The 25324-nt window shown below is 52.2% G+C and carries 20 protein-coding genes, 1 pseudogene and 1 other annotated feature; of the genes and pseudogenes, 5 read left to right on the top strand and 16 right to left on the bottom strand.

Translation table 11 applies throughout. The annotated features are described in order from the left end of the window. Positions 1-18 precede the first annotated feature (18 nt). Positions 19-1250, bottom strand: a pseudogene (locus tag PQU94_RS00665) (IS3 family transposase). After that, positions 850-966: a sequence feature (AL1L pseudoknot), on the bottom strand. It overlaps the preceding pseudogene by 117 nt. 522 nt (positions 1251-1772) lie before the next feature. Here PQU94_RS00665 and PQU94_RS00660 point away from each other — a divergent pair. After that, positions 1773-2654 (top strand): glycosyltransferase family 2 protein, encoded by an 882-nt coding sequence (locus PQU94_RS00660; protein ID WP_272739568.1) that lies wholly within the window; start codon positions 1773-1775, stop codon positions 2652-2654. Positions 2655-2656: 2 nt separating this feature from the next. Further along, complete coding sequence (locus PQU94_RS00655; protein ID WP_272739566.1) at positions 2657-3547, top strand: glycosyltransferase family 8 protein; 891 nt, start codon at positions 2657-2659, stop codon at positions 3545-3547. An 82-nt stretch (positions 3548-3629) separates the two neighbouring features. On the opposite strand, the gene PQU94_RS00650 is transcribed toward PQU94_RS00655, so the two are convergent. The 10 genes from PQU94_RS00650 to PQU94_RS00605 form a co-directional block, all read right to left on the bottom strand. After that, complete coding sequence (locus PQU94_RS00650) at positions 3630-4832, bottom strand: glycosyltransferase (protein ID WP_272739564.1); 1203 nt, start codon at positions 4830-4832, stop codon at positions 3630-3632. A 77-nt stretch (positions 4833-4909) separates the two neighbouring features. After that, positions 4910-5989, bottom strand: a complete 1080-nt coding sequence (locus PQU94_RS00645) for a glycosyltransferase family 4 protein (RefSeq protein WP_272739563.1) — start codon at positions 5987-5989, stop codon at positions 4910-4912. Between the two features lie 30 nt (positions 5990-6019). After that, positions 6020-7003 carry an NAD-dependent epimerase/dehydratase family protein gene (locus PQU94_RS00640; protein WP_272739562.1) on the bottom strand — a complete coding sequence of 328 codons (984 nt, stop codon included), beginning with the start codon at positions 7001-7003 and terminating at the stop codon, positions 6020-6022. Further along, positions 7000-8352, bottom strand: a complete 1353-nt coding sequence (locus PQU94_RS00635; RefSeq protein WP_272739560.1) for a nucleotide sugar dehydrogenase — start codon at positions 8350-8352, stop codon at positions 7000-7002. Before PQU94_RS00635 ends, PQU94_RS00640 begins: the two co-directional genes overlap by 4 nt. A 258-nt stretch (positions 8353-8610) precedes the next feature. Further along, complete coding sequence (locus PQU94_RS00630) at positions 8611-10347, bottom strand: ABC transporter ATP-binding protein (protein WP_272739559.1); 1737 nt, start codon at positions 10345-10347, stop codon at positions 8611-8613. Further along, the gene (locus PQU94_RS00625; protein WP_272739558.1) at positions 10325-11221 is read right to left on the bottom strand and encodes a hypothetical protein; all 897 of its coding nucleotides are present in this window, start codon (positions 11219-11221) and stop codon (positions 10325-10327) included. The genes PQU94_RS00630 and PQU94_RS00625 overlap by 23 nt, the downstream gene beginning before the upstream one ends. Then, positions 11222-13066: an asparagine synthase-related protein gene (locus tag PQU94_RS00620; RefSeq protein ID WP_272739557.1), complete on the bottom strand. Its 1845-nt coding sequence runs from the start codon at positions 13064-13066 to the stop codon at positions 11222-11224. Next, on the bottom strand, positions 13063-13461 hold the full coding sequence (locus PQU94_RS00615; RefSeq protein WP_272739555.1) for a lasso peptide biosynthesis B2 protein: 399 nt from the start codon (positions 13459-13461) through the stop codon (positions 13063-13065). Before PQU94_RS00615 ends, PQU94_RS00620 begins: the two co-directional genes overlap by 4 nt. Positions 13462-13467: 6 nt before the next feature. Further along, positions 13468-13746, bottom strand: a complete 279-nt coding sequence (locus PQU94_RS00610) for a PqqD family protein (RefSeq protein WP_272739553.1) — start codon at positions 13744-13746, stop codon at positions 13468-13470. Between the two features lie 43 nt (positions 13747-13789). Further along, complete coding sequence (locus tag PQU94_RS00605) at positions 13790-13951, bottom strand: lasso RiPP family leader peptide-containing protein (RefSeq protein WP_272739552.1); 162 nt, start codon at positions 13949-13951, stop codon at positions 13790-13792. Between the two features lie 132 nt (positions 13952-14083). Here PQU94_RS00605 and PQU94_RS00600 point away from each other — a divergent pair, with 132 nt between their 5' ends. Both PQU94_RS00600 and PQU94_RS00595 read left to right on the top strand, forming a co-directional pair. Next, positions 14084-15124, top strand: coding sequence for a nucleotidyltransferase family protein (locus tag PQU94_RS00600; RefSeq protein WP_272739551.1), 1041 nt, complete (start codon positions 14084-14086; stop codon positions 15122-15124). A 78-nt stretch (positions 15125-15202) separates the two neighbouring features. Then, complete coding sequence (locus tag PQU94_RS00595; protein WP_272739550.1) at positions 15203-16150, top strand: glycosyltransferase family 2 protein; 948 nt, start codon at positions 15203-15205, stop codon at positions 16148-16150. Here PQU94_RS00595 and PQU94_RS00590 read toward each other — a convergent pair. The 3 genes from PQU94_RS00590 to PQU94_RS00580 form a co-directional block, all read right to left on the bottom strand. Further along, positions 16147-17619, bottom strand: coding sequence for a lipopolysaccharide biosynthesis protein (locus tag PQU94_RS00590; protein ID WP_272739549.1), 1473 nt, complete (start codon positions 17617-17619; stop codon positions 16147-16149). The two genes, PQU94_RS00595 and PQU94_RS00590, sit on opposite strands and share 4 nt — an antisense overlap. A 483-nt stretch (positions 17620-18102) precedes the next feature. Next, a complete protein-coding gene (locus PQU94_RS00585) occupies positions 18103-19188 on the bottom strand; it encodes a glycosyltransferase family 2 protein (protein ID WP_272739548.1) in 1086 nt (361 codons plus the stop codon). Beyond that, positions 19175-20299: a glycosyltransferase gene (locus PQU94_RS00580; RefSeq protein ID WP_272739547.1), complete on the bottom strand. Its 1125-nt coding sequence runs from the start codon at positions 20297-20299 to the stop codon at positions 19175-19177. Before PQU94_RS00580 ends, PQU94_RS00585 begins: the two co-directional genes overlap by 14 nt. A gap of 119 nt (positions 20300-20418) precedes the next feature. Between PQU94_RS00580 and PQU94_RS00575 the strand changes: the two genes are divergently transcribed. Beyond that, positions 20419-21681 (top strand): glycosyltransferase family 4 protein, encoded by a 1263-nt coding sequence (locus PQU94_RS00575; RefSeq protein ID WP_272739546.1) that lies wholly within the window; start codon positions 20419-20421, stop codon positions 21679-21681. Between the two features lie 10 nt (positions 21682-21691). On the opposite strand, the gene PQU94_RS00570 is transcribed toward PQU94_RS00575, so the two are convergent. Continuing rightward, entirely contained in the window at positions 21692-23011 is a 1320-nt protein-coding gene (locus PQU94_RS00570; RefSeq protein WP_272739545.1) for an O-antigen ligase family protein, read from the bottom strand. Further along, complete coding sequence (locus tag PQU94_RS00565) at positions 23004-25127, bottom strand: GumC family protein (RefSeq protein WP_272739544.1); 2124 nt, start codon at positions 25125-25127, stop codon at positions 23004-23006. Before PQU94_RS00565 ends, PQU94_RS00570 begins: the two co-directional genes overlap by 8 nt. Between the last annotated feature and the right edge of the window lie 197 nt (positions 25128-25324).

The following is a 25324-nucleotide window of genomic DNA, read 5'->3' as shown; positions in this document are numbered from 1 at the left end:
GAGGCCGGTTTAAAAAAGTTATGCTGCCATCTCTTGAGTGTCGAGATTGGCATAGTACATTTGTTCAGCCTCAGCCGGCGGTATGTTGCCTATAGGTTCAAGAAGCCTTCGGTTATTAAACCAGTCGACCCATTCGAGGGTGGCAAACTCAACGGCTTCGAAGTTCCGCCATGGTCCTTTTCGATGGATGACCTCGGCCTTGTAAAGCCCGTTGATGGTTTCAGCCAAGGCGTTGTCGTAGGAATCGCCGACGCTCCCGACTGAGGGTTCGATACCCGCCTAAGCCAGGCGCTCGGTGTACTTGATAGAAATATACTGACTTCCGCGGTCCGAGTGGTGAACCAGGCCCCCGCGATGAACTGGCCTGCGATCATGGATCGCCTGCTCCAGCGCATCGAGGACGAAACTGGCATGAGCGGTACGACTTGCGCGCCAGCCGACGATCCGTCGGGCGTAGGTGTCGATGACGAAGGCCACATAGACAAAGCCCTGCCAAGTGGCGACATCCGTAAAATCCGAAACCCAGAGGCGGTTGGGCGCCGGTGCGCGGAATTGCCGGTTCACATGATCAAGCGGGCAAGGCGCCGCCTTATCGGAAACCGTTGTACGAACTGGCTTTCCACGAATGATACCCTGCAGGCCGAGGCCACGCATCAACCGCTCGACTGTACAGCGGGCAACCGTGATCCCCTCCCGTCTCATCTGGCGCCAGACCTTGCGCACGCCATAGACCTCGTAGTTCTCGGCAAACACGCGCTCGACCTCCGGCTTCAGTTCCAGATCACGCTTCGCCCGTGCCGACAGTCGATCCGGATCCTTGCGTTGAGCGAGGCGTTCGAAATAGGAAGATGGGGCAATCGGCAAAACTCTGCAGATCGGCTCGACCCCGTACGCCTCCCGGTGATCATCGATGAACGCAATCATCGCTTGAACGGGCGGTCGAGCTCCGCCTGGGCGAAATAAGCGCTGGCCTTGCGCAATATCTCATTGGCTTGCCGCAACTCCCGGTTCTCGCGCTCCAGGGCCTTCATCTTCTCCGCCACATCAGTCGGAACGCCGGCGCGCTTGCCGCTATCGACTTCGGTCTTCTTGATGCAGTCATTCAGCGTACCCGGCGCACAGCCGATCTTCTGAGCCACCGACAAGATCGCTGTCCATCGCGACGGGTAATCGGCTTCATGGTCCAGAACCATCCGAACAGAGCGCTCACGGACCTCGGGGGAAAATTTATTCGTCGTCTTGTTTGTCATAGCCCTATCTACTCACGAGTTAGGGGCCTCCGGCAAATCCGGTGCGGTTCACCTGCGGATATGATCCAACTTGAAAGGAAAGCGCTCTAATGCAAATGTGACGAACTTGTGCGGATGCTGTGTAAAAGGCACGCACCGGTCACGGGTGAATTGATTTTAGGGCCGTCAGTAAGGCCGGACGTAGCCGCTGGTACGCTCGTTAAGGATGGAATAAGATATGCAATAAAAACGCAGCTATGGTCGCTGCGCCGCAGATGGTGCGTATAAATCTATCGGATGGCTAGTCGAACTGTTAGAAATATTCGACACTGCATTTTTAACCAAGTCGACGCGTCGTCCAATCGACGCTGGTTCTGCAGGTGGATAATTCCTAGAACGTGTGATGCCTGTCGAGAGTGAGTGTTTGTGTTCACAGCCTAAAGATGTCCGATGGTTCTTTGGATTTGACGCCTCAAAGTGCCATGAAGGTGACACTCGAATTTTTGTTTCTTCATTTAATATATCGAGTTATCAGGATTTTTAATGATTTCTGTAATTGTCTGTACCAGAAACAGAGCCAGTTCTATAAGGACCTGTTTGGATTCTATCGTTGGCGCCGCGCGCAAATTCGGTGTTGGAGACATCGAAATTGTCGTGATTAACAACGGTTCCACCGATGCGACACAAGACATTCTGGAAGATTGGGCCGGCAAGCAACCCCTCAAGGTCGTCATATACCTAGAGCCCAAACCTGGCCTTTCCGTCGCGCGTAACGCAGGTCTAAGGCAGGCGTCTGGAAACGTCATAGCCTTCACCGATGATGACTGCATTATGGAAGAAGATTACTTCATCGATCTGACGCGCCATTACGAGGGTGAGACGGATTCGGTAATTCGGGGGGGGCGGGTCGAACTGGGAGACCCTGCGGATCTTCCTATTACCATCAAGACGGACAACGACGCTGCCTACTGGGCTGCGCCCGATCATCCCGCAGGCTTCATTCACGGTGCAAATTTCACTTTTCGACGTGAGGTCTTCGAACTTCTGGGTGATTTTGATGAAGAACTGGGGGCAGGCACGCCGTTTCCGGGTGAGGACTTGGATTACCTAGTGCGGGCAGCGGCAGCGGGTGTGAAAATTCACTACGTGCCGGACATGGTTGTGCTCCATTTTCACGGCCGGCGGGAAGAGCATCAGGCACAAAAGCTCTTCAAGCAATATATGCGGGCAAATGGGGCTCTATACGTTAAGCACCTGAAATCCAGCCCGCAATTTTCCAAGCACTTCATCTGGCTTTGCAAGAGCTGGTTTGCAGACTTCTTGCACCGCCGCCATTTCAGAATTGATGGCTTGCCCTTTGGCTATAGAGAGATTGTTCTGGGTAACATTGACGGGATGGTCTCCTACGTTTTCAGAAAGCGATAGTCATGTCCATCATCAATCTCGCTGTCTGCACCGATCGAAACTATCTGCCGCATACTCTGGCACTGATAAAATCTATCAAAGCGAAGACGCAACGAGCCCTCAGAGTTTTCATTCTGTACGATGGTATTTCGAAGGGCGACATTCAGAAATTCCAGAGCGGCGCTGAAGGCGTATGCATAGACTGGGTGGACCTCTCGACCCACCGTGTGCTTGATTTTACCGCCTTACTCCATATCTCGAGAGCAACCTATCTCAGACTGGCACTGATTGAGGTCCTTCCACGAGACATCCGGAAGATACTCTACCTCGATGTCGACATGATCGTCGATGACGACATTGGCGAGTTGTGGGATCAATCCCTCGACGGTATGCCTTGTGCTGCAGTCGTTGATCCAGGAATTTCCGGCGAGGAATTTGCGCAACGTTGGCGACTGGTGGGGATCGGGCGTTACTTTAACGCGGGTATGCTGCTGATCGACGTCGAACAATTTCGCCAGAACCACATAATGGAGCAGGCGATCGAGTTGCTTGTCAACAAACGCGAGAAGTGCGAACTCGCGGATCAGGACGCGCTCAACTTCGGCCTATGGAGAAATTGGAAGCCTCTGAATTCAAGATGGAATTTCCAAAGAAAATTTCTGTATGACGAGTTCAGGCAACAGTATGAAAGTGGCTCAAGCCCCGCAATCATTCATTTCACCGAGGCCTTCAAACCGTGGCGGAGCGATGAATGGCATCCCTGGGCTTTTCTTTATCTCCGATATGCGCTGTTCTCACCTTTTGCGGGGGAGTTGAGGCGCACGGGGAAAATCGGCCTGGTCACACTGCTCAAGTCTTACGCACGGTGGCTGCTGAAACGACCTCAGTTAGCGACCACCAACCCCGCTAAGTGAGCCACTGCCGATCTCGCGCATACTTGTACACGGGTCGGCAGACGGCTTGCAAATGGTCAGAAGCCTAATCTTCAACGTCCGTTCAAGCTATTTTTTCGAACTTCGGTTCGGTCGGCTTGATCGCTATATCTTCGCAATGCAGGCGCCATTTTTCTTCCAAGAGCTCGCTAAACTCGCGTTGGAAGCGTTGCGTCGAAAACTTCAGAGCATGTGCACGAATCGTTTCGCGATCAAACCCACCGTGTATACGCTCAAGGCGTTCCACAGCGGCGCAGATGGCTGGTACAGACTGCTCGTGGAAATGAACGCCGGTGACGCCGTCAACAACGGTCTCGGCTGCGCCACCAACGGAGTAGGCTACGACTGGCGTACCGCAGGCCTGAGCTTCCACTGGTACAATGCCGAAATCTTCTTCAGCGGCGAACACAAAAGCACGCGCGGTCTGCATTTTTTCCAACAGAACCTTATACGGCTGATAGCCCATCACCTGGACATTTGATTTGGCGATAGCCTGAAGCGTCTTAAGGCCGGGACCCGCGCCGATGACGCAGAGCTTCTTATCAGGCATCTCGTTGAAGGCTTCAACGATCAGCTTCATTTTCTTGTAAGGAACTATACGGGAAGCGGCGAGATAGAAATCTCCGGCCGGTGCACCGATCGTAAAGTTATCGGTTTCCACATTGCAGTGGATCACGGTGGACTCGCGACGATAGACCTTCCGTATACGGCGCGAGATGTATTTGGAAACCGCGATGAAATGATCCACGCCGTTTGCCGTACGCACGTCCCAAATCCTGATTTTGTGCAGAAACCAGCGCGCAAGCCATTGCATCGGCCCTGGGAACTTGGAGTTCTCAAGATACTGGTCTTGCAAGTCCCATGCGTAACGCATCGGAGTGTAACACATGCATATATGGAGCTGGTTCGGTCCCGTAATGACACCTTTGGCTACGGCATGGCTATTGGTGACGACGATGTCGTAACCAGCAAGATTTATCTGCTCGACGGCAAATGGTAGGATCGGCAGGAGGAATCTGTAGTAGTGGCGGATGAACGGCAGTTTTTGCAGAAATGACGTCCTGATCTGCCGATCCTTCAAGAAGGCAGGACGTTCCTTTTCAGGGATCACGTCGATGAGGGCAAAGATATCCGCCTCCGGATAATCTTTATGCATCGCCTCGAGCACCTTCTCCGAACCGGCGAAATGTGTAAACCACTCGTGGACGAAGGCGATCCGCGGACGACGGCCTTCTGGTCTCAAGGTTCTTTTTTCAGTTCGGGACATTATTCGTGACCATTTCTGCGTGTGAGCACTCACTGCAAAAAGCGTGCTAGTTAAGGTTGGGCGCAGGAAAAAAGTCATCATAATCGCTGGGTTTCTAAAATCACCCGGTAAAGTTTCTCGGTGGCCGATTCCCAGTTGAATTTCTGAGCCTGTCTCATTCCCGCCATACCGAATTCACGGCATTGGGCGTCGGAACGAGCCAGAGACCTTATTTTTTCTGCCCAATCGTCAGGGGAGTCTGCCTGTGCGAATAAGGCTTTGTCGTCAACAAGTTCAGGCAACGCGCCACACGGCGCCACAACGGCGGGTGTTCCCAACAGCATAGCCTCCAATGGCGGCAGGCCAAAACCTTCTGTTGCTGAAGGAAATAGGAAAGCGCGCGCACCTTCTATGAGTGCACGAAGCTCGCCATCCGAAACACGACCGGCTAAGACGACGTTTGACGGTAGGATATAACCGGCCTCGGCAAACGCCGAAGCGGTGGCCGATCCGAAGAGCACGACTGGAATTTCGTCAGCCTCGAGGCGACGGGCCGCCTCAATAATCACACCAATGTTTTTATGAGCCTGGGTAGTACCTGGCGCGAGAAAGTAGGTCTTCGATGTCAACCCCATTCTCTGCAGGGCAGTTGCATCTGCACGTATGTCCAGGATGTGGTCGACGCCGTTATGAATAACCTCAATCTTCTCCGCCGGTGCAACGCCCACTTCAGCCAAGCAATCGCGTGAATAGTTGGACACGGTCAGGACCCGCGCGGCATTGCTCGCCAGGTGCGGCAATATGGTGCGATACCAAGTACCGAAGGGTTTGGAATAAGATTGCGGGGAAATGAACGCTTGAGCATCATGAATGATGAGTATGTCACCCTTGTGCGTTAAGGGCCCGACATTGCAAAGGTTGACCAGGAGTCGCTTTCCAGTCTGAACAGGCAGTTCGAGCTGCTCCCATGGCACACCTTTTAGGCGTGATGGCGCGACTTGGGGTATGCCCAGTTCAGTCGGTTCTGTACCTTTGGGCAGGGCAATGCTGAGTTCGTGCCCCCGTCCGTCAGCTTCAAATCGTGTTTTCAACCCCTTTGCAAAGGCGAACGCAACACGCTGAACGCCCGTCATTTTTTGAGACAGAAATTTTCCGTTTATGACGACCGGGCGAGACACACGTAACTCCTTTCTGCAGGGAAGATGCGACTACGCACCGAAACCCACGAGTTCATCATCTAGGTAGAATTTGGCGGTGAGCTCAAGGCCGCGTTCCAGAGAAACCGTTTCCTTGAAACCTGTCAGCTGCTGAAGCTTTGAGAGGTTCGGCGCGCGACGCTTGACGCTACCAGCGGGTGACGGATGAAGCGTGATTTCCGCTTCCATCCCTCGTACTTTCATCATCACTTTGCCGAGCTCGAGCATGGTGAGCTCGTTGGCACCGCCAAGATTGACAACCTCGCCCGCGCAGGCGTCGGTTTCGCCAATAAGGGCAGTACCGCGTACCGCGTCATCGACGTAGAGGAAGGCGCGTGTATCTTCAAAACCAAAGAGTTCGAAGCGGCCTTCGCGAGCGCGAGCGTAGAAGTCCGGTATGACATGCTTGTCGCCCATGCGAGGACCATAGGCGTTGTGGAAGCGCACAATCGAGTATGGCATGTCATAGGCACGCCCGGCTTGAGCGGTGACGACTTCGCCGTGCATCTTGCCCATTGCATAGGACCAGCGGGGGTTGGTGATATCGTCGATCGAAAGCGGCACGCTCTCGTCGGTCGGCACCGGCCAGTTAAAGCGGGTGACGGTAGACGCGTAGCTTTCGCTAGTGCCAGCATAAACGAAACGCCTAAGCGTAGCATTCTTGCCGTAATGCTCGGCCAGGAGCATGGTCGGTATAGTGCAGTGGCGAATAACGTCCATCGGACGCTCATAGAAGTTTTGCGTGCCGTTCATCGCTGCGAGATGATAGACATAGTCCACATCAACGGGGAGTGCTTTGACGGCCTCTTCGCTCGAGAGGTCTGCCTCGATAAATGTGAACTTACCCAGATCTCCAAGGGCCTTCAAAGCCTGATCGTGAACGCCGCGAACCATATTGTCGACGCCGATAACTTCGGTGTTCTCTCGGCTAAGGAGATAGCGGGCCAGGTGGAAGCCTAGAAAACCGGCGACGCCAGTAACCAGAATCTTTGTCATTGCGCGATTTCCATTTTTGCGTTGAAAGCACCCAGCGGGGCGTAACGAACGCCCTCTGCAAGTTCCGCGTTCACGCGGAGGTCGTGCTGGTGCCAGTAATCGAATAAAAGGCCGGGCTTCTGCATCAATTCCGAGAGCTTTCCAAGCTTCAGGCGTTCTAGAACCGGGTGATTGTTCTGCATGATAACAAGCGAGGCGCCATCAAAGGCTTCCTCCACGCTTTCATAGGCCTCAAGGCCGAGTGTCTTGAGGTTCGGGACCGTGACGATTGGATCCCATGCGGTGAGTTGGGCTTCCGGGAAAGCGGTCTTCAGCTCTGATATGATCTGGACCACGAGCGAGCCGCGTAGGTCGTCGGTTTCAGGGCGCCCCTTAAATGCGGCACCGAGAACGGCAATCTTGAGGTCTGCAGGCGCCCCGCGTTCACGCAACTCGCTCGCCATACGCGCCACGGTGCGCTGGGGTAGTCCCTCATTCCAGAGGCGGCCTGTCATCGAGATCTGAGGCTTATAGCCGATGTGTTCCAGGCCTTCAGCCAGGATGTAGGGATCTTTTTCGAGACAAGGTCCGCCAACGGGGCCAGGATAAGGCAGGTTCGCGCGCGGATAGCCGAGATTGCCCGAGGCGATCACTTCTTTTGCAGAAATACCAAGCTGATCACACATTTCGGCGACCTCATTGGCGAAGGCGAAGATCATGTCGCGCTGCGTGTTGTTGATTAGCTTCACCATCTCCGCCGTCTCAGAGTTTTGAACGCGGACGATCGACGGAGTAAGGAAGCTAAAAAGCTGGGAAGCGCGGAATGTTGAACGGTCATTGATGCCGCCCACAACCTGGGGTAGTGTGCTCAGCTCGGCCAAAGCCTTGCCTTCAAGCGTGCGTTCCGGACAGAAGGCCAGATCATACCACTTGCCGGTCGCATCGAGGACGGGCTTTGCGAACTCTGTCGTGACACCCACACGGACGGTGGAGCGCAAGACGACCATGTCGCCCTCCTGAATCACAGTCGAAATGGCGGCCATCACGGCCTTAAAAGAATCGTAGTTGGTCCGTTTATGATTATTCAGTGGTGTGCCGACTGTCACAACATAAACGGTTGTTTCTTCATCTGGCATCACTTTGGGCGCAAAAGTGAACCGACCATTGTTGATTTGCAGCGCAAGGCGTTCATTTAGGCCGACTTCGGAAAAGTGCGCGCGGCCCTCTTCAAGGCACTTTAGAATTTCGGGGTTCGTTTCCACTCCGTGTACACGGAAGCCGGCATCGGCCATCGCTACGGCTAGAGTGAGGCCAACATATCCAAGGCCAATAATGCAGATTTTCTTGTCTCTATAATTTATAGGAAGCATGAGCCCAATAGCCTAAAATGAGATGATCAACCCCTTCCCAGCAAGAAAGGGGCCTTGACAGGTTCAATTTTGCGAGAAAACCCGCTGGGTTTGCGTTTTCTACAAAATATTGTTTTTTATAAACAAATGTATATAGTCCAAACGAACGCGCGAATTTGTACGCTAATTAATTCACGAAGCTCTAAATGTGCAACCCCGTGCTGAACAGACGTAACTCAGTTGTCTCAAAATGGAAAGGGCGTGTGTCGTTGTGATGGGTTATTGATGCGTGAATGCACCACCTAATGTAATGAGATGATCTGCCTTTTGAAGCACAGCGAGATCGTGGCTGATGACGAGCACGACGCTGCGTGATTTTAGCAAACTAAGCGTATGAAGAACGAGTGATGTCGAGTGCGCGTCTAGAGCACTTGTGGGCTCGTCCAGTATGTATAGCCGAGGCTGACGCAAAATCGCTCGCGCAATCGCTAGGCGTTGCTTTTGCCCACCAGACAGCCCCGTCTCCCCTGCACTTAGGTCGGCGTCCAGGCCATTCTCAAACGTCGAGGTAAAGTCGGCGGCATGGGCAAGCCCTAAAGCCGCATGGACCTCGTCGTCTGTAATATCTGCGCGACCCATGGTGAGGTTCTCTCGGAGTGTGGCATTGAAAATCTGCGTATCTTGCGGGACGTACGCAATCTGGTCGCGCCAAATTTTGCATTGCGCATCGTCAAGACGGATGCCGTCAATAAATACAGCCCCCCCTTGAGGTCGAAGAAAACCCATCGCGATATCAGCCAGTGTCGACTTACCTGTGCCGGAGGGGCCGCCAACAACGCTCAGCTTACCCACCGGCAGATCGAATGACAACTTTTGCAATACAGGGGTATCGCCATAACCGAATGAAACATCTCGGAAGGATAGGCTTTTGCTCAGGACGGGGAGAAGTCCATTGCGCACGTCGCTTTCTGCTTGGTTGTGTGCTTCGTCTTTTAGACGCTCCAGGGCCTCAAAGGCAGGCAGGTTCACCAGCAGAGCCTGAGCCTGGTCTTGAACGGCGCCAAACCGCGGAACCAGCCGACTGTAAATAATCAGCAGTGCTCCAATCTCAGAAACCGGCGCTCTAAAGATGAGGATGGACGCCAAAAGGAATGCACAAAGGGCGAAGGCCGCAAGGCTGGTGTAGAGAACTGCAGACCAACTGCTACGTCGTACATATGCGTTCGTCTCCGAATAGGTCTCCGAAAGCGACTTCTTCACGCCTGCGATATAGGTGTTTTCGGCGTTATAGGCCTTGATAGTTTTGATTGCAGACAGAAACGTTCCCACCACCCGATACTGTTCTTGCTTAAAGCGGGTTAGGCGATTACCAAAATCTGATGATTGTCGACGTGTCGGCGCCAAGAGCAGGTAGATGACCACCCCTACACATACTACGAAAATCGAAATGCCCGGGGAAATGAAGAGAGATAAAAGTGTATAAACAATCAAGAAGAAGGCGTTCTGTACGGTGAGTGTAATGCAGCCAATAGCCGTCTGAAGGCGGTCGATCTCTCCATTAATGAGGTGTGTCATATCATCAGATCGGCGCGAAGCCAGATAAGGCCAAGCTGATTGTGCGATAGTTTGAAAAAGTTCGACACGCACGCGCTCCATAGTTCCCGACAAGAGTTTGGCTACGCAAATTGCACGTTGCCTGGTTGCAAGTGCACCGATTACCGTCACCACAACGAATCCTGAAAGAAGAACGAGAAAATAAGTTTCAGGCAAGGCGTCGGAACGCTGAAGGAGGCCATCAAGCAGCGGGAGAGGAAGCGGGTGGTCGGTCGCATGGGTGATGGCTGGGTAGAGAAGGGAAATGGCGGCCCCCTCAGAGAGGGCGGCTAGCACAACCCACATGGATGTGCGGGCAAATTCGCTTGGTGAGGTACTGTATAGATACTTCGCAAGCGCAAGGCTGCGCTTCAGTGTCTTTTTAAGATTTATCTCGCCGCTAATGATCTGAGAGAATTTCATCCACTATCTCCTTCGCTTTCGGAAGAGCATTGAGATCGTCTGGAAGCTGGAACCTGTAGAAACTTGCACGCTTCGCAAGTTCAGTGCACTGACTAAGTATTTCCTGACCAAGGCCGTCTTTTAAGACTTCAGTGCCAAAACGGCGCAAATAGGAAAACCGCATCGCTTGATGAAAAGCCTCTATTGAAGTCTGGCGGTCAGCCTTGAGGTTTTCCCCACGTGTCAGCATAAAAAACGCTGTCGCAGGCACAGGCTCAAAATTAAACGGCGCGCTAGGAATATACTGGTCCTTATCAAGGCCTGGCGCGATCACTTTGGGCCTAATTTCCCCCTGAAGTCCGATGGCCTGGGCTGTAGCTGGCTTGAGTTTGACATTCGGGTACGCGGGGTAGACAATAGGGGACGGAACGGGGGTAAGGGCCACAACATCGTCAGATAGGAGCTTGTGGCCAGCCGTGATCATGGCGGCCGCAGTCGTTGATTTACCTGCTCCCTTATCCCCGAGGAATGTGGCCGCTCGGCCGCCATTCACCGTCGAGCTAGCATGGAGAACAAGTTTTCCATTCAACTGTAGCAGCAGGGCCATTACGGCGCCGAGCAGAGGAAAACGCACCAGACCGGGATCGCAGTCCGGACGAAGTGCGGTTACGACCCGCTGCCGATCCAAAATCTCAAACTTTCCGATCAGAGCCCAGTTACAGATAAGGTGGCTAGCGGAGTTAAAACGCATGAAGTCACGTTGCGTGTCGTGTCCACTGTCCTCGTAGTTCGCCAATTCAATTTGAAAATCGTACGATGTTTCATCCGTTCTAAAGAGTTCCGGAATTTCGAAATCAGATAGGATTTTATAGCCAAACACTTTGTAATTTATCATCTATTTTTCGCAAATTTTTAGCCAGTAATCAAGAGTTATGAGGCGCCAAAGGGTTTGCGCGCTGGCGCCGTCCAACCGGTCTGTCCGAACCGATTTTTGCAAGAAGACGCGTAATTTCTTCTTAGAGAGAAATTTGAGTAGAGGAGATCTGTAATACGTGGCTAATTTCAGATTTGATCGGTCATGCCATCCTTTTAGTCGAGCAATGAGAATCGTTGAGAAATCAAACTTTGATCGCCTCCATCTCACAGACTCGGGGAGATAGTCTTTCATGGCCTCGCGCAGGATATAACGACTATAGCCATGCTTCAGTTTCACCTCGTCAGGCACCGCCAGACACAGCTCCACGAGTTCCTGATCGAAAAAGGGGAAGAGAGGCTGCAAACCATGGCGGGCGGCAACGACGTCATAGAGTTCGAAGCTCTCAGCAAGCAAACCGTTCTGAATGCTCTGGGTGTGCCGTTCCAGATTTGTACGGGGTGCCGCGCTTTGCGGTGGCAACATCGGTATAAACTGTCGCTTCAACAAGCCCACGCCTATCGACAACGGTTTGTTGGCTAGGCGCAGTAATGTGCGCCTGATGCGATAGGTACCAGGAATTTCGCTGAAACGAAGAAACAGTCTCAAAAAATCGAGTAGACGGTTTGTACCAAAGAGACCTGACCATGCCGGCAGCTCACGCCAAAGCGCCCCCCATTTATGGTTGCGAGCCAGGCAGAGGACTCGGTTGAAGCCGTATGAGACGACTTCGTCACCACCGTGCCCATCGAGGTAAAAGCCCTTGCGATTGTCGGCTAAAACAGGTGCGAGTGCATTCAAAACCGCAATGCCGGGCGCATTAAACGGGCGTTTAAGATCGCGTATAACCGATTGGGCGGCATTGATAGGCGAAAGCTTGTCCAGTTTGACCTTGATGCAGTCTCCGCCCGCATATTTCATAACTGCATTGATGTAAGGCTGCTCATCGCCCTTTTTGTAAGCGGGGAAGGTTCCCGCTACGATGCGCAAAGGACGGTGAGACTGACGCGCTGCGACCGCTACTATGGACGATGAATCAAGGCCACCGCTTAGCAAAGCGGCAACAGGCTCGCGGCTACGTAGACGCGATTGCACGGCCGCCTCAAAGCGCCGCCTGAACTCGGCCACCCAGTCGATATCGGATGGCACATTCGCAGGTTTCAGTTCGAAGTAAGCTGACTGGCGCGCCTTGCCACTCTTCCAGATCAATAGATGACCGGGTTTGACGCGGAATAGGTTGCGGAACTCCAGCTCAGCTTCTGATGAACCTGTGCCCGTTAAATAGGATAGGGTTTGCTTGATACGAACGTCGGATCGCGACAAAGGCGCTGCCAGCGTACCATTGGAAATCAGGGCTCCAGCTTCGCTGGCCAGCGCAATATCCTGATTACATGTCCGGTAATATAGCGGCCGCACCCCAAAAGGATCGCGGGCGGCGAACAGGGTGTGTGACGTCTTATGAAGAGCAACGAATGCGAAATCGCCTCTCAGATGCTTTGGCGCGGCCTCGCCCCATTGCGAAAGAGCGCAGAACACCAGATGCGCATCGCTGACGATCGCCTCTTCCGGCAAAAGTCTCGCGATTAATTCATCCCTATTGTCGAGACGGGCGTCAGCAGCGACAATCCAGGCTGGAGATTCAAAAATGCTCGCTTCCGCATCATCCTCGGGAAGGCGTGGTGTGTGCGCCAAGCCGAAAGCCGTTTCCATCCAGCTGAGCTGGGCAAAGCCGCTGCGGGCGCGATGACGCATCTCAAAGAGGAGTTGATCGACGGTGTCCCGCGATTTCGCGGGATCACTAGTAATGGCTGCGGTTACACCCGTCATGTCGAACTGCTACGCAAGTCAGAGAGAAAGGTGAATTCTTTAATCTCACCGTTTTCATTGCCAACAATTATGTTGGTGCCGCTATAGACGAAAGCATGCGCAAGGAACGTTTCGTCTTTGGGGCGGACACCAATTTCCATGCGCGCCTCATAGCCTTTGCGCTTCAGAATAAAGATGGCTGTGAGAGCTCGCGACAGGCAATTTGCGCCTGGTATGGGAAGCGATGTCTTGTAGGTGAGAGTGCCAATCCAGCGAGCTGTAGAAACAGGGGCTGGCGTTCCACTAGCTGATAGGGACAATGCGCGAAAATCACGGTAGCGTTTCAGAATTACCTGTGAGCGAAAGAAAAGGTTTAGCAAGAAATATTTTGTGTAGCTAAACAGTCCCGGTTTCATTCCGTTTTATGCAGCTTTCGCAAACCCCTGCTTGATAAAATCTTCAACCATTACTGTGACATCAGTTAAAACTGTGTCTTTATTCGCGTCGTACTCAGCGAGAATAAGGTCGACAATGTCCGCAACCGATGTATTTTTCTGAATCGCATTCCAGACGATAGTGGCTGCCTTGTTCAGATGATAATAATTGCCGTTATCGAGATCAATCAAGGCCAGTCCGCCATCGAGCTCAGACACTGCCGCATTGCCGGATGGGGTGACAATTGTGTTCTTGTTTATAAGCATGAGAGGAGAACAGCCCCTTTTTCGAGGGGCTGTCTTTTAAACGCTAGGAAAGTGTCACTTCATCGATCGGCGTGTCAACCGAGAAGGACGCGTCGAGGCGACGGCCTCTCGTTGCCGCTTGGGTAACGGTTTCAAAGTCACCGACCTTAGTCATGCGTGGCGCTTCGTATGACGCCTTGGTTTCAGTATTGAGATTTTGGCTCATAATTAGCTCCAAATCGAGAAAAAGTCCGCACGCGGTACCAAACGACGTTAACCATACCATTCGCCGCTTATAGTTGTCTATAAGCACTTTCCATGCCATTGACATCGAGTTTCGCCTACGGAGGGATTGCTTTTGTCTATACGGGGGTTTCAGCGCGTTTTTCAGGGCTGCGTGGGGGAGGGAGAGCTGGCCGAAATTACTGGAGATGTGACAAAGTCAGATCTACACGCGGCCGCTCAATTAGCGCGGCGCAACAAGTTGTTCTCCGTTTTTTTTCGCACTGCAGCGCGAAGCGCCCAAAATTTAGAGGAATTCGAAGATTTGGCGAAGGCGGATGCTAAGAGAGCATTCGAATACAACTCAAGCCATATCGTTTCAATATCAAGGTTGTCCAAGATTCTTGATCAAGCAGAGCTTCCCTACTTTTTCTATAAGGGACCACTATCTCAGAAACGATTGCACAACTCGTTTTTTATGAGGGCGTCTGCCGACATTGATGTGCTCGTTGCGCCAAACGCGTATGCCTTGGCCAGTCGGCTTCTTCGCGACAACGGATTGAAGCTTCCCGTTGCGCTGGACCGTTTTTGGTGGTGGGGTGTGCTGGGAGAGCAACACTTTTTGCTTCCGGAGGGCGTCGGCAGTCTGGATCTTCATCGCAAATTGCAACAACCGGGTGCCCCCGCACCTAAATACCCCGGCCGCTTTCTGTCCTGTCGTGAGAAAATGAGTCTCGGGCAAGGAGCGGTATGGGTTCCCAGTCTGATACATTCTTCCCTGATATCCGCGATGAATTTGGTAAAGGGGGTTCAGCACAAAGAGCCATCGGGCGCTCACGGGTACGATCTTCTGCAGGCAATGCAATTGCTCGAGACACAGGGGCGACTGGCACTTTGGCAAGAAGCGACACTGCAAGGTCTTGAAAGTACCCTCGCTTTTGCCCTAATCGCCTCAAATTCTGCGTTTGGTCTTGCCCCCGACAAAGTGCTCGTTAAAAGATTTCCTGTTTTCGCGGCGATGGATGTGGGTCGATTGCTTCTAGAGCCTGACCATCCTGAAATGTCGGGTGTTAAAAGACGAACGGTCCTATCGGCATTATGCGGGAAAAAGCCGTCCTATTTTTGGGAATCCAGCTACTGGCTGACGAGTGAATTCTTACGGCGTCTGAAAATTTAAGGGCGTGCTTTCGACAACTCATTGAGTTGTCGGTTTGGTTCGGGTTGATTTTATTTTTTAATTTATCAAGTGGTGATCATGGAAACCGTATCTGTCATTATTGCTGCCTACAATGCTGAGGACACTATTGGACGAGCGGTTGAATCCGCACTTTCCAACACAGCGGTGACCGATGTCATTGTGGTGAGTGACTCATCAACCGATGGCACCGCTGAGCTCATAAAGCGTAACCCAGCTTTCGGCGAACGTCTTATCCTCATAGAGCTCCAGAAAAATGTCGGCCCCTCCTATGCGCGCAATGTTGCGATCGACAGATCAAAGTCGGATTGGATCGCGGTTCTGGATGCGGATGATTACTACCTCCCGGATCGTATTGAGGCACTTCTTGCAAAAGCAGGCTCTGCCGATTTCGTGGCGGATGATCTCATCCTGGAAGGCATTTCCGCCAATGGCGCGGGCCGCCGTTTCCTTATTGGCGTGGAGAAAGGCGACAGGCAGGTAATATCTTTTGAGGATTTTGTGATGGCAAACCTCGCCTCTGCCCAAACGAGTCGGAGGGAATTGGGCTACCTGAAGCCACTCATGCGCCGTCAGTTCTTGCGAGAGAATGGTTTAAGATACGATGATAACGTGCGTTTGGGCGAAGACTACCTTCTCTACACAAAAGCTCTTGCTTTAGGCGCACAGTTTATCCTTCTGGCGGCGATGGGTTATGTATACGTTGGGACACCTAATTCTTTGAGCCGGCGTCACCGGGAAGAGGATTTACTTGCCCTGCGGGATGCCGATGGTGAAATTCTGGAAGCCTTTGATCTGAGTGTATCAAGACGACGGCTTATGAAGCGTCATTATAAGGACGTCGATGCGAAATTGGCCTGGAGAAAGTTCATAAGGGCTGTGAAAGAGCGAAACGCAGCACTTGTAGTCGAGTGCTTCTCCAGATCCTATTTCGTTTCTAGATATGTCGTCGTCCAATTCATAACGGAGCTGTTTCGACGTCTCACGGGTCAGAGGCAACCCACTTAGTACCGGCGCCCCAGCCGCTCCGCAAAGGTCATGATTTCCGTCTCAAGTCCAACCGGCCTTTTCATAAATACCCAGAAGGCAACCGTCGTGGTTATATAGATGGCCGCCCCAAGTGCCACGCAAATCGCAAGGTAGACGATGCCTCTCGCAGGATCTATCAGTTGCACCAGGTGACTGGCTTCATTCAGGCCGCCCCACATGATTAGAGTCGTTGTCAGATAGCGGGCGATACACTTCAACTGATCCCCCATCGATATTCTTATTGTCCGCGCGGCAAGTTGTAGATCCACAAAAGTCGCTACGAGCGTGGAAATCGCTTTTGCCCCAATCAAACCCCAGATACCACCGAAGATCACCCCAAGGATAAAAAGGGGTATGTTTACAAGCAACAAAATCAGTTCGCGATAGAAGAGGTCGCGCGTGTTTCCGGTTGCCATGACAATGGCCTGGACGGCCGTTGACAGGCTTCCAACGCCATAAAGCAAGGCTATTGCGCTAATGAACTGAGCAGCCACCGCCCATTTGGCGCCGACAACCAGAGGAACAAGTTGTGGCGCGATGAATGCAAAGCCCGCCGCGGCAGGGAATGCGATCCCACATATCACGGCGATAGAGCGCAGGTAAGCTCTGGATGTTCTTTCCGGGTCTTTGCTGAGTTGCGTGAACGCTGGAAACAGAATGGAGGAGACCGGCGCAATTGCCTCCCGCGTCGGAAGGGCGGCTAGATTGTTGGCGAAGCTGTAACTCCCGACAGTGGTGTGGTTGAAGTTTGCTCCCGCAATAAGTTGATCAAAATATGTGTTCATCGCGATCACTGTTTGGCTAAGGCTTAGCCAGGCAGAAAAGCTGAATATGCCGTGCCAATGCGATAGAGTTAGGCGGGGTCGATAAGGCTCAAGAACGTAGCCGATAATTAGGGTGACGAATTGAGCGAATACGGAGCCGACCACGAGCGCCCAGTAGGACTTATATTGCCAGGCAACAAAGGCTGCGGCTAGCAAACCCAGGGTCTTGCTGCTGACATTTATTGCAAAATCTCGTGAAAAAATCATATTTTTATTTAGTATTGATAGTTTTGGATTGTATAATCCTGTAATTATATTGGCCGATGCGAGAACTAGAAGTACATGCGTAAGATTTTTTTCTTTAAAAATGATAGCTGCTGGGAATGCGCACAGGCCTATGATGCCTGCCAGGAGAAGCCCGCGTAGTACGCAGATGGTCCAGACAGTATCGATATGACCCCGGGTAGGCGCCTCAGCGCGAACCAAGGCATTAGAAACTCTCACGTTTGTAAATGAGTCAATAATTGCAATGACAGTACCCGCGATGGCAACTATGCCAAAGTCACTGGGCAGTAAAAGTCGCGCAAGAGTAATTGTGCTTAATAAGCCGATTAAATTCACAGATATTCGTGCGGCAAATATCCAGGCCGCACCAAGGGCAACTTTTGTCCTAATCTCTGACATTAAAGCCCGTTGGATCTAACGGAGATAAAATTACGTAATGTATTTTTCAAACTGAGGAGCTCTAAAAAAATCGCAGGTGGTGGGCGCCGAATTCGGCAATTGTTTTGTCCACTCTGAATTGTGCCACTGGTAGGACTAAAGCGCAAGATGCTTGATGGTTAAGTTAAGATGTGTTCGCAGAGCCGTATCAGATTTATGTCGCCCCGCTTAGGCGGGGCAGCGGCCGTTTGAATAATAAGAGATGCGCATTTGTCTCAGGTAAAAATAACCGTGGAGTACGGATTTCCCTGCAGTCAGTCAAATGGTCAACTTAAACTGTATCTCTCGAATGGCAGACGCAATAGTGTATTCTGAATAGGCTATGGTACACCTTAAGAGTTGTTATCATGAAGCGAGTATAATATTTGAATTGAATGCGCCCGAAATTGTAGCATGGTATTAAATTCAAATATGGATAATTTCACATGAACGTTGACTGGTCTTTTACGCTACACGCTCCACTACAGCCGAATTTTTCGCGTTGTCTGTTTCGGAGTGCGCGTTAAAATCAGCAATAATTTTTTCGACCTTTAGAGGGGCAAGCTCAGTGGCCCCAGCCCTTGGCTTGAGCAGTAGGCTCCGCCAGAACCCGGCGGACCAAGCAAAATGCATAGCCATCGCAACAATCCCGGCGCACAGGACGTTAATGTCTCGATGCCGTATTGCTAAAGAGGCGGCGATAAAATTGCAGGTCGTAGCCCAAGATACTGCGGGAAGTGCGAGCAGCCATTGCTCAGCCAGGGCGCCCAAAACCCCCAGTCCGCAAAGCGGCACAATCAAGACGGGTGCCCACTGCCGGAGTTTTAGTGGCGTCTTATGCGCTTTAACCGTGGAAGCGCGACCGCTTCCATAACGGAAGTACTGCTTGTAAAGGGAGGTGAGGGTCTTGCGCGGATAATACTTGATCGGCAGCGTACCAGCGAGCCAAATTTTGCAGCCGGCGCCGGTCAAACGATAGTCGAATTCTGCATCTTCATTGTAAGGGAAGTCCTCGTTATAGCCGCCGAGGTTGCAGAAGGTTTTCAAATCAAAAAGCGCGTGATGCCCGTGATCGACCCAGCGATTACAGCCTTTGTGCCGATGGGCTGACCCACCAGTTCCAAGTCTGGAGTTTTGAACGATGGCGACGATTTTTTGGAAAGTTGTTGTGCCGGCTGCTTCAAGCGGTACGACAACACTTTGTGCATCCGTGACGACGAGTTGCTGGGACAGTCGGTCAAGGAATCGTGCTGGGTAGCCAGAGTGAGCATCAATTCGTAATAGGTATTTGAAGTGCGCGCCGAAGGTGCGAACGGCTAGGTTAATGGCTGATGCCTGAATTCGTTTGGGATTGTGAACGAGGCGCAATCGGGAAAATTCGCGGCTGAGATTGATTACAATCTCGCAGGTACGATCCGTGCTGCCGCCGTCGGCGACAACAACCAAAAACCGGTTGGGGCGTGGTTCCGTCATCAATTGGCGGATAACACTTTCGATATGGGTCTCCTCATTGAGACAAGGTATGACGATAAGGACATCATCGATCATCATGGACTTGGTTCCCTGAGGCAGCCTCAAACAGAAAATTCAGCGAATCGTTTGTATGAAAAATGGCGTCGTTAGGTATGGCTCTTACCTGATCCTGAAGGCTATCAAAATCTTCAACCGTGAGAGCCGCAAAAAATTCCTTCAAGTCCTTAACGGGGTCCGAAACCAGCTTGCCGGCCTCGTGCTGTATGAGCCAGTGGCCAGTCTCGACGGTCTTCAGGGCTATGGGGACGCGTTTTGCTGCCAAGCTATCATATAACCTGTTCGGCAGCAGCCAAGCCGAATTTTGCCCTTCTTCGTAATAATCTACAGACCAGATGAAATGACAGCCGCCAAACAGTGAAGGGATATCCTTCGCCTCATATGCCCCCAAAAACTCAAGTTGAGCGCTGGCAGAAATAATTTCATCGAAGTCAGGAATCTGCGTCTGCGCCACCCGTCCGGCGATGCGGATAGTGACATTCCTCTCGTTGGCAATCTCGTTCAGCATGAGAAGGCTTTTGCGGCATCTGATAATGCCAAACCAGCCTATTATCCACGGGGGCGAGGCCGGCGTTCGAGCAGAGAACTCTTCCGGCGCAAAATCGGATGTGAGAAGCTTGTTTTCGAGGAGGTTGACGCGTCCCCGATAGTTCTGGATGGGCGCAAAATATTCCGTCACAAAGGCGTTTGAACTGGTGATCAGCGAGGTCGCTCTATTGAGTAGCGTGCGTTCTAGGAGACGCAGTGCCTTCGATGCCGGACCGCTCCCCAGCATCTTCCCATGAATGTCAAGGCACTCATAGTGAATGGGTAAATCCCTGCCTGACCTATTGCGGGCCCATGACCCGACAATGAGCGCCTCCAAATTACGGCAAATGATAGCGTCAGCTTGGCTCAACAGGTCGTCGAAATGGCTAACGCGGCTCATTCCCTTTATAATTTCGAAGGCTCTTTGCGCGAATTTTCCGTCATATGTGCGACCGAGGACAATAGCAGTAGACGCGTTCTTAGGCGTGGACGTAAAACGTGAGAACCCTACGATTTGGACCTCGGCGCCGCGCTCGGCCAGGTGCCGCGCACGTTTCAGGACTGCTGCGTCCTCTACGTTATGTGCGAAGTAGATGATATTCATAATGGCTCAGATATTTGCGAGGAAGCCGATTATTTCACTAATAAATTTGCCTGGCTCGGTAAAAATTCTATTAACCGGCTCGTTGTATTTATTAATTCATAATAATGGGAATTGAAGTTTTGAAGTCAGATAATAAGAAGATTGTCGTCCTAGTCCGTCAGCGGATTGTCGCCAAATCAAACGGAAGTTCGAGGTATCTGCTCGGTATTCTGGAGCATCTACAAAAAAGCGGTCACGAACTCCACATCGTTTGGCCCTTAGAGGCCACTTTTGGAAGATGGCCTTATTTGATCCTGTCACCCGACGTTACGCAATTTCCAAATCTCTATTGGCGTGGCGGAATCCGGTTGGGCCGATATGTAATAAGTAAAAATCCAAAAGTCTATCTCTCCGCGCTTCTGGCGGTGATTGACAGACTGCTTTTGAAAGGCGGCATAATAAAGGCGCCCATCACAAAGAGAGCCCAAAGTTCATTGGCCGCGCCTGTGGTCGATGACGATATTATATTTGTTGAGCGTTATGTAAAGACCGCTGATTGTGTCCTTTTTGACTATGTATTTTCCGTTCGTTTTGCCAGTGAATGGGTTAATGCAACGCCTTCACTTGTATTGATGCATGATTTGTTTTTCAAGCGAGAGAAAGACTTCGCGCAACAAGGGTTGTCTGACAATTATGGGCAAATTTCCGAAGCGGATGAGATGTACTTGTTGGGACAATGTGGTGGCGTGATCGCCATTCAGGAGGAGGAGGCCAAACAGGTACGAGTCTCATTGCCGGATAAATTGGTCGGAGTGGCGCCGATCGGTGTCGATGTCGTCGGCGCGCCGCAGGCGGGGGATGACGATCTGATTTCATTTGTAGGCAGCAATGCCGGGCCCAATGTCCTCGGCATCAAATGGTTTTTGGATGCGGTGTGGCCACGTCTCAGAAGTATGAGACCCAATGTCCGCCTGGAGATAGCGGGAAGCTGTTGTGATGTCTTACAGCCGGCGCCCGGCGTAACGCTTCTGGGCGTTGTAGCGGACCTTGTGCCGCTCTACCAGAGGGCTGGGGTGGTAATATCGCCGCTGACCGTGGGCTCCGGTCTCAAGGTGAAGCTAATTGAAGGTCTGGCGGCAGGGAAGGCTATGGTAGTTACACCGACAACGTTGCAGGGTGTGCCTGAGCTGGCAGAGTATGTATTTGTGGAGCAGGAACCTGAGCTTTTCGCGTCAGCCATCGCAAGATTTCTCGACAATCGAACCCTTCGACTAACCATCGCTGCGGAAGGACTGGCTCACATGAAGGCGAATTTCTCACCCGAAGCCGCCTATGGCTGGATCGATAACTATTATCGGACAGCAGAATGGGGCGAAAAAGGCTGCCAGGCGAGGCCTCTTTAAGCCGACGCTTCTAACGGGCGGCGGCTTTCTCGATGCGGGCAGCCTCACGCTCTGGCCCAGAAGAGAAAATGCCCTGCCATGGGTTAACGATCTCGAGGGTGGCGATTTTTGGATGTCGAGCGAGGGCTGCAATTAGGAAGACGGTGTAGAAGTTTATCGGGGTGAAATTAAAGCTCTCAACCGGCGACAGGAGAATAAAATGGAGGACAAAAGTCAGCCAGATACCGTTCATTATCGTCGGATTTTTAAATGTATTTTCAAAAGCTTTGTAGATCAGGAATAGTAAGGTTACTCCGAAAACAACGGAGCCTATCAAGCCAAAATGCACCATGATTTCTAGGTAGGTATTATGGAAGTTGAAACCACGCTTTCCGGCGATACCATGGCTTTGCCATATGAATTCCGCGGGCGGATTACCTTCGACCCAGAAGGCACTTTGACCTACACCCAGCCAGAAATGATGTTTGATCTGTTCGAACGCGACATCCCATATTTCGGTGCGGCCTGTAAGCGTAACGTCCTTATTAAGCGTCGTCAGTACCAGCGTCATCAATTGGTCCTTGACGAAGAAGAACACCAGCCCCACACAGACTACGGTGTATATGGCATAAAGATTTGTCGCGAGGCGAACGCGTGGTGGCAAAACCCGATAGACGTTGATGTACATGAGGAACATGCAGCAGGCGACGGTCGCTATGAAATTGCCGGTGGCAAGGGAGCGGACGAGGCCGAGAGTGCCGACAAGTATGCCCCATGAGGCTAGCGCCATTACCCAGCGCCGGCGTAAGTGGATGGCCGCGTAGAGTAGGCCAAGACTGGTCATCGTGGTGAGGCTGGAGATACTGCCGTAGTTGTTCTTAGAACCCGCAATTCCTACAAATACCACCTCCCCATGCTCCCACGGGACATATTTCCCCAGGATATGAGACAGGGTGGAGTGGATAATTAGAGCGGTTGCCAACCCGAAAAGCGTGTCAAAGGGCCGAGGGCTACTGGCGAATATAAGGCCGATCATTCCCGTAAGAACGATCTGAATCCCGTAATAAATGGTTTGACGGGGATAGTCTGACCAGAGCGCCGATAGAAGGCCGTAGCCTAGCAGGGCGAGAATAGGAAGAACATATATGTTCTTCAGGAGCGCTTGGCGCTCAACGAAGGCGTATAACAAGATAAAAGCGGCAAGGGCAGCGACCCCCAATGTCAACAGTTGAAGCGTTGCCAACAAGGTGCCCAGGAGAAGGAGACCAATAATGTATTGATCTGACGGCCAGGGAATGGAAATCCCCCGCCGGCGGCCAGGCCGGTGAGGTGGGGAAAGTATGTCAGGCATTAGGTTCAGACCAGTACTGCTTTAGGTCCTTGAAATAATGGATCGTGTCACCGTAGCTATGATAGCCGGCGGACTTCGTATCAACCTGATTCAGGCATACGCCTAAGAGGTTCGAACCTGAATCTTCAATAATTTCCTTTGCCAGAAGAACCGCGTCTTTTGGCGTCTTGTTCCACCGTACCACCATCACGACCGCATCAGCGAGTTGACCAATAATGCGAATATCTGACAGGGCCAGAACAGGCGCCGTATCAATAATTATGTAGTCGTAGGCCGGCTTGAGGTTATCAAGGGCGCGTTCGAACAGGCTATTGGTGAAAACCTCAGTCGATAGCTGGCGTTTGCGAGGAACCAGGATCATGTCCGCGCCGCTTACCTTATCGACCACGATGCTGTCCGCCAGTCCGACCTTTTGCGCCAGAACGTCCTGCAAGCCGTATTGCGGCGTGATGCCGACATTCTTGGTCAGAGACAAACGGCGCATGTCAGCATCAATCAGCAGAACATTGGCGCCATTCATCGCCATAGCGCGTGCCAAGGAAAGACTCATCAGTGTCTTACCCTCTTGGGGTAGGGCGGACGTCATTGCGACCACCTTTACCGGATTGGAGCGGCTGGCGAGTCGAATCTGAGTGCGAAGGCTACGGATGCTTTCGGTGTAAAGCGAGTAGGGCTGGTCCAGAACATGGGTCAGGACAGCGGCTTTGGATTGCCCTTTTTCCAAGGAGATCAATGGTACTGAGGTAAGGTTCTTGAGGCCCAGTTCTTCCGTGATTTCACGGCCGGAGCGGTAGGTCTGATCAAGGATTTCGGAAACGCCGACATAGCCACCTGAGATGAGCAGACCCAGGAGCAGCGCCATAGCCATATTGAGCTTCAGGCTCGGTCCGGAAGGCGCACGCGGCACCTCCGCTTCTGCAATCACGCGCACTTCAGGCTGGTCGATACCGAACTGCGCTGAAATCTCACGCGATCGGTTTAGGAAATTTTCGTAGATGGTCCGAGAGGCGTCAGCCTTTCGTTGAAGTTCGGACACCTGAACGCCCGCGGCGCTGTTGGTATAGACCTGACCCGATGCGCTGGATCGGCTGCGCGCGAGCGAATTATAACGCTCTTCGGCGGCTCGCACCTGAGCGTCGAGATTGGCGACAACCCGGTTCCGCTCGCTTTGAATTTGACCATCAATTTCTCTCAACTGGGTCTCGGCCCGGATCACGCTCGGATGCTTTGGGCCATAGTTCGATTGCAGTCGAGCCAACTCCGTCGCCGTTTCCGCGCGCCGCGACCGCAGCGTGCGAATGACGTCGCTTTCTATTTGGAACCCTTCGACAACATCCTGATCTGCACGAATACGCGACAACGCAGTGTCTCTGCGCGCGCGGGCTTCGCTCAGGTCAGCGCCAGCTGTGGCGACCTGCTGACTAAGCGTCGAAACCTGTTGCTCGGCTAGCGTGACGCCTTCCATGCTCATCAGATTATTCGCGATCTTGTATTCCTGCAGCGCGCGATCATCCGATTGCGCCTGATCACGGAGTAGCGAAAGACGGCTGTCGAGAAAGTTGACGGCGGCTTGGCTCGCGTCGACCTTGTCCTGCACTTGCTTTTGTACGTAGGTATCTGCGTATTGCTGAGCGATGAGCTGTGAAAGCTTGGGATCGGTCGTAGTCGCTTCGATCCGCAAAATGTATGACTGACCGACACGTGCGACCTCGACTGAGGAGGCCAGAATATCTTCCAGAGGCCGGCGCGAATTCTTCAGCTTTGGAAATGCGCTGAGGTCGATAGACTTGGCGACACGGCGCGCCATGTCGGGCGACTGCAAAACGGCGACTTCAGTCGCGATAGCAGACGCCTCGAGCGGAACGCGCGACAAGACCTCAGACGACGACTTATTCAGAACCGCCACCTGGCGTGCATCCAGTTGCAGCGAGGTGGATGCCGTGTAGGTCTTCGGCTGGGTGGTGGTCAAGCCGTAGGCAGCAATCAAAAGAAGAGCAATAATGGCTACAAAAATAGGGCCGCGCCGACGCACGACGCCAATGATCTTTGAGGGGTCGATCCCTGCGTGGGGTGCGTTCCCTTGAGGATAATTCTGCGCGTGTACGTCCGGTGTCATGTCTGACCTTCCGCCTAGTTTCAAAGCAGAGCTTTGCAGCACTATGGGTTGTAAGAATCTCGGTGATAATCGCTTTTAGTATGAGCATTCGAGAGGTGCAGGTCTATATCAGGCACTTGCAACCGTCCATTTTCATCACTAATCAGAAGGCTGGTAAAATCAACCGTCAATTTACCATAAATATAAAGGATTCGCTT

This window comes from Asticcacaulis currens (assembly GCF_028550395.1).
Taxonomy (GTDB): Bacteria; Pseudomonadota; Alphaproteobacteria; order Caulobacterales; family Caulobacteraceae; genus Asticcacaulis; species Asticcacaulis currens.
This window is presented reverse-complemented; position numbering and strand designations above follow the sequence as displayed.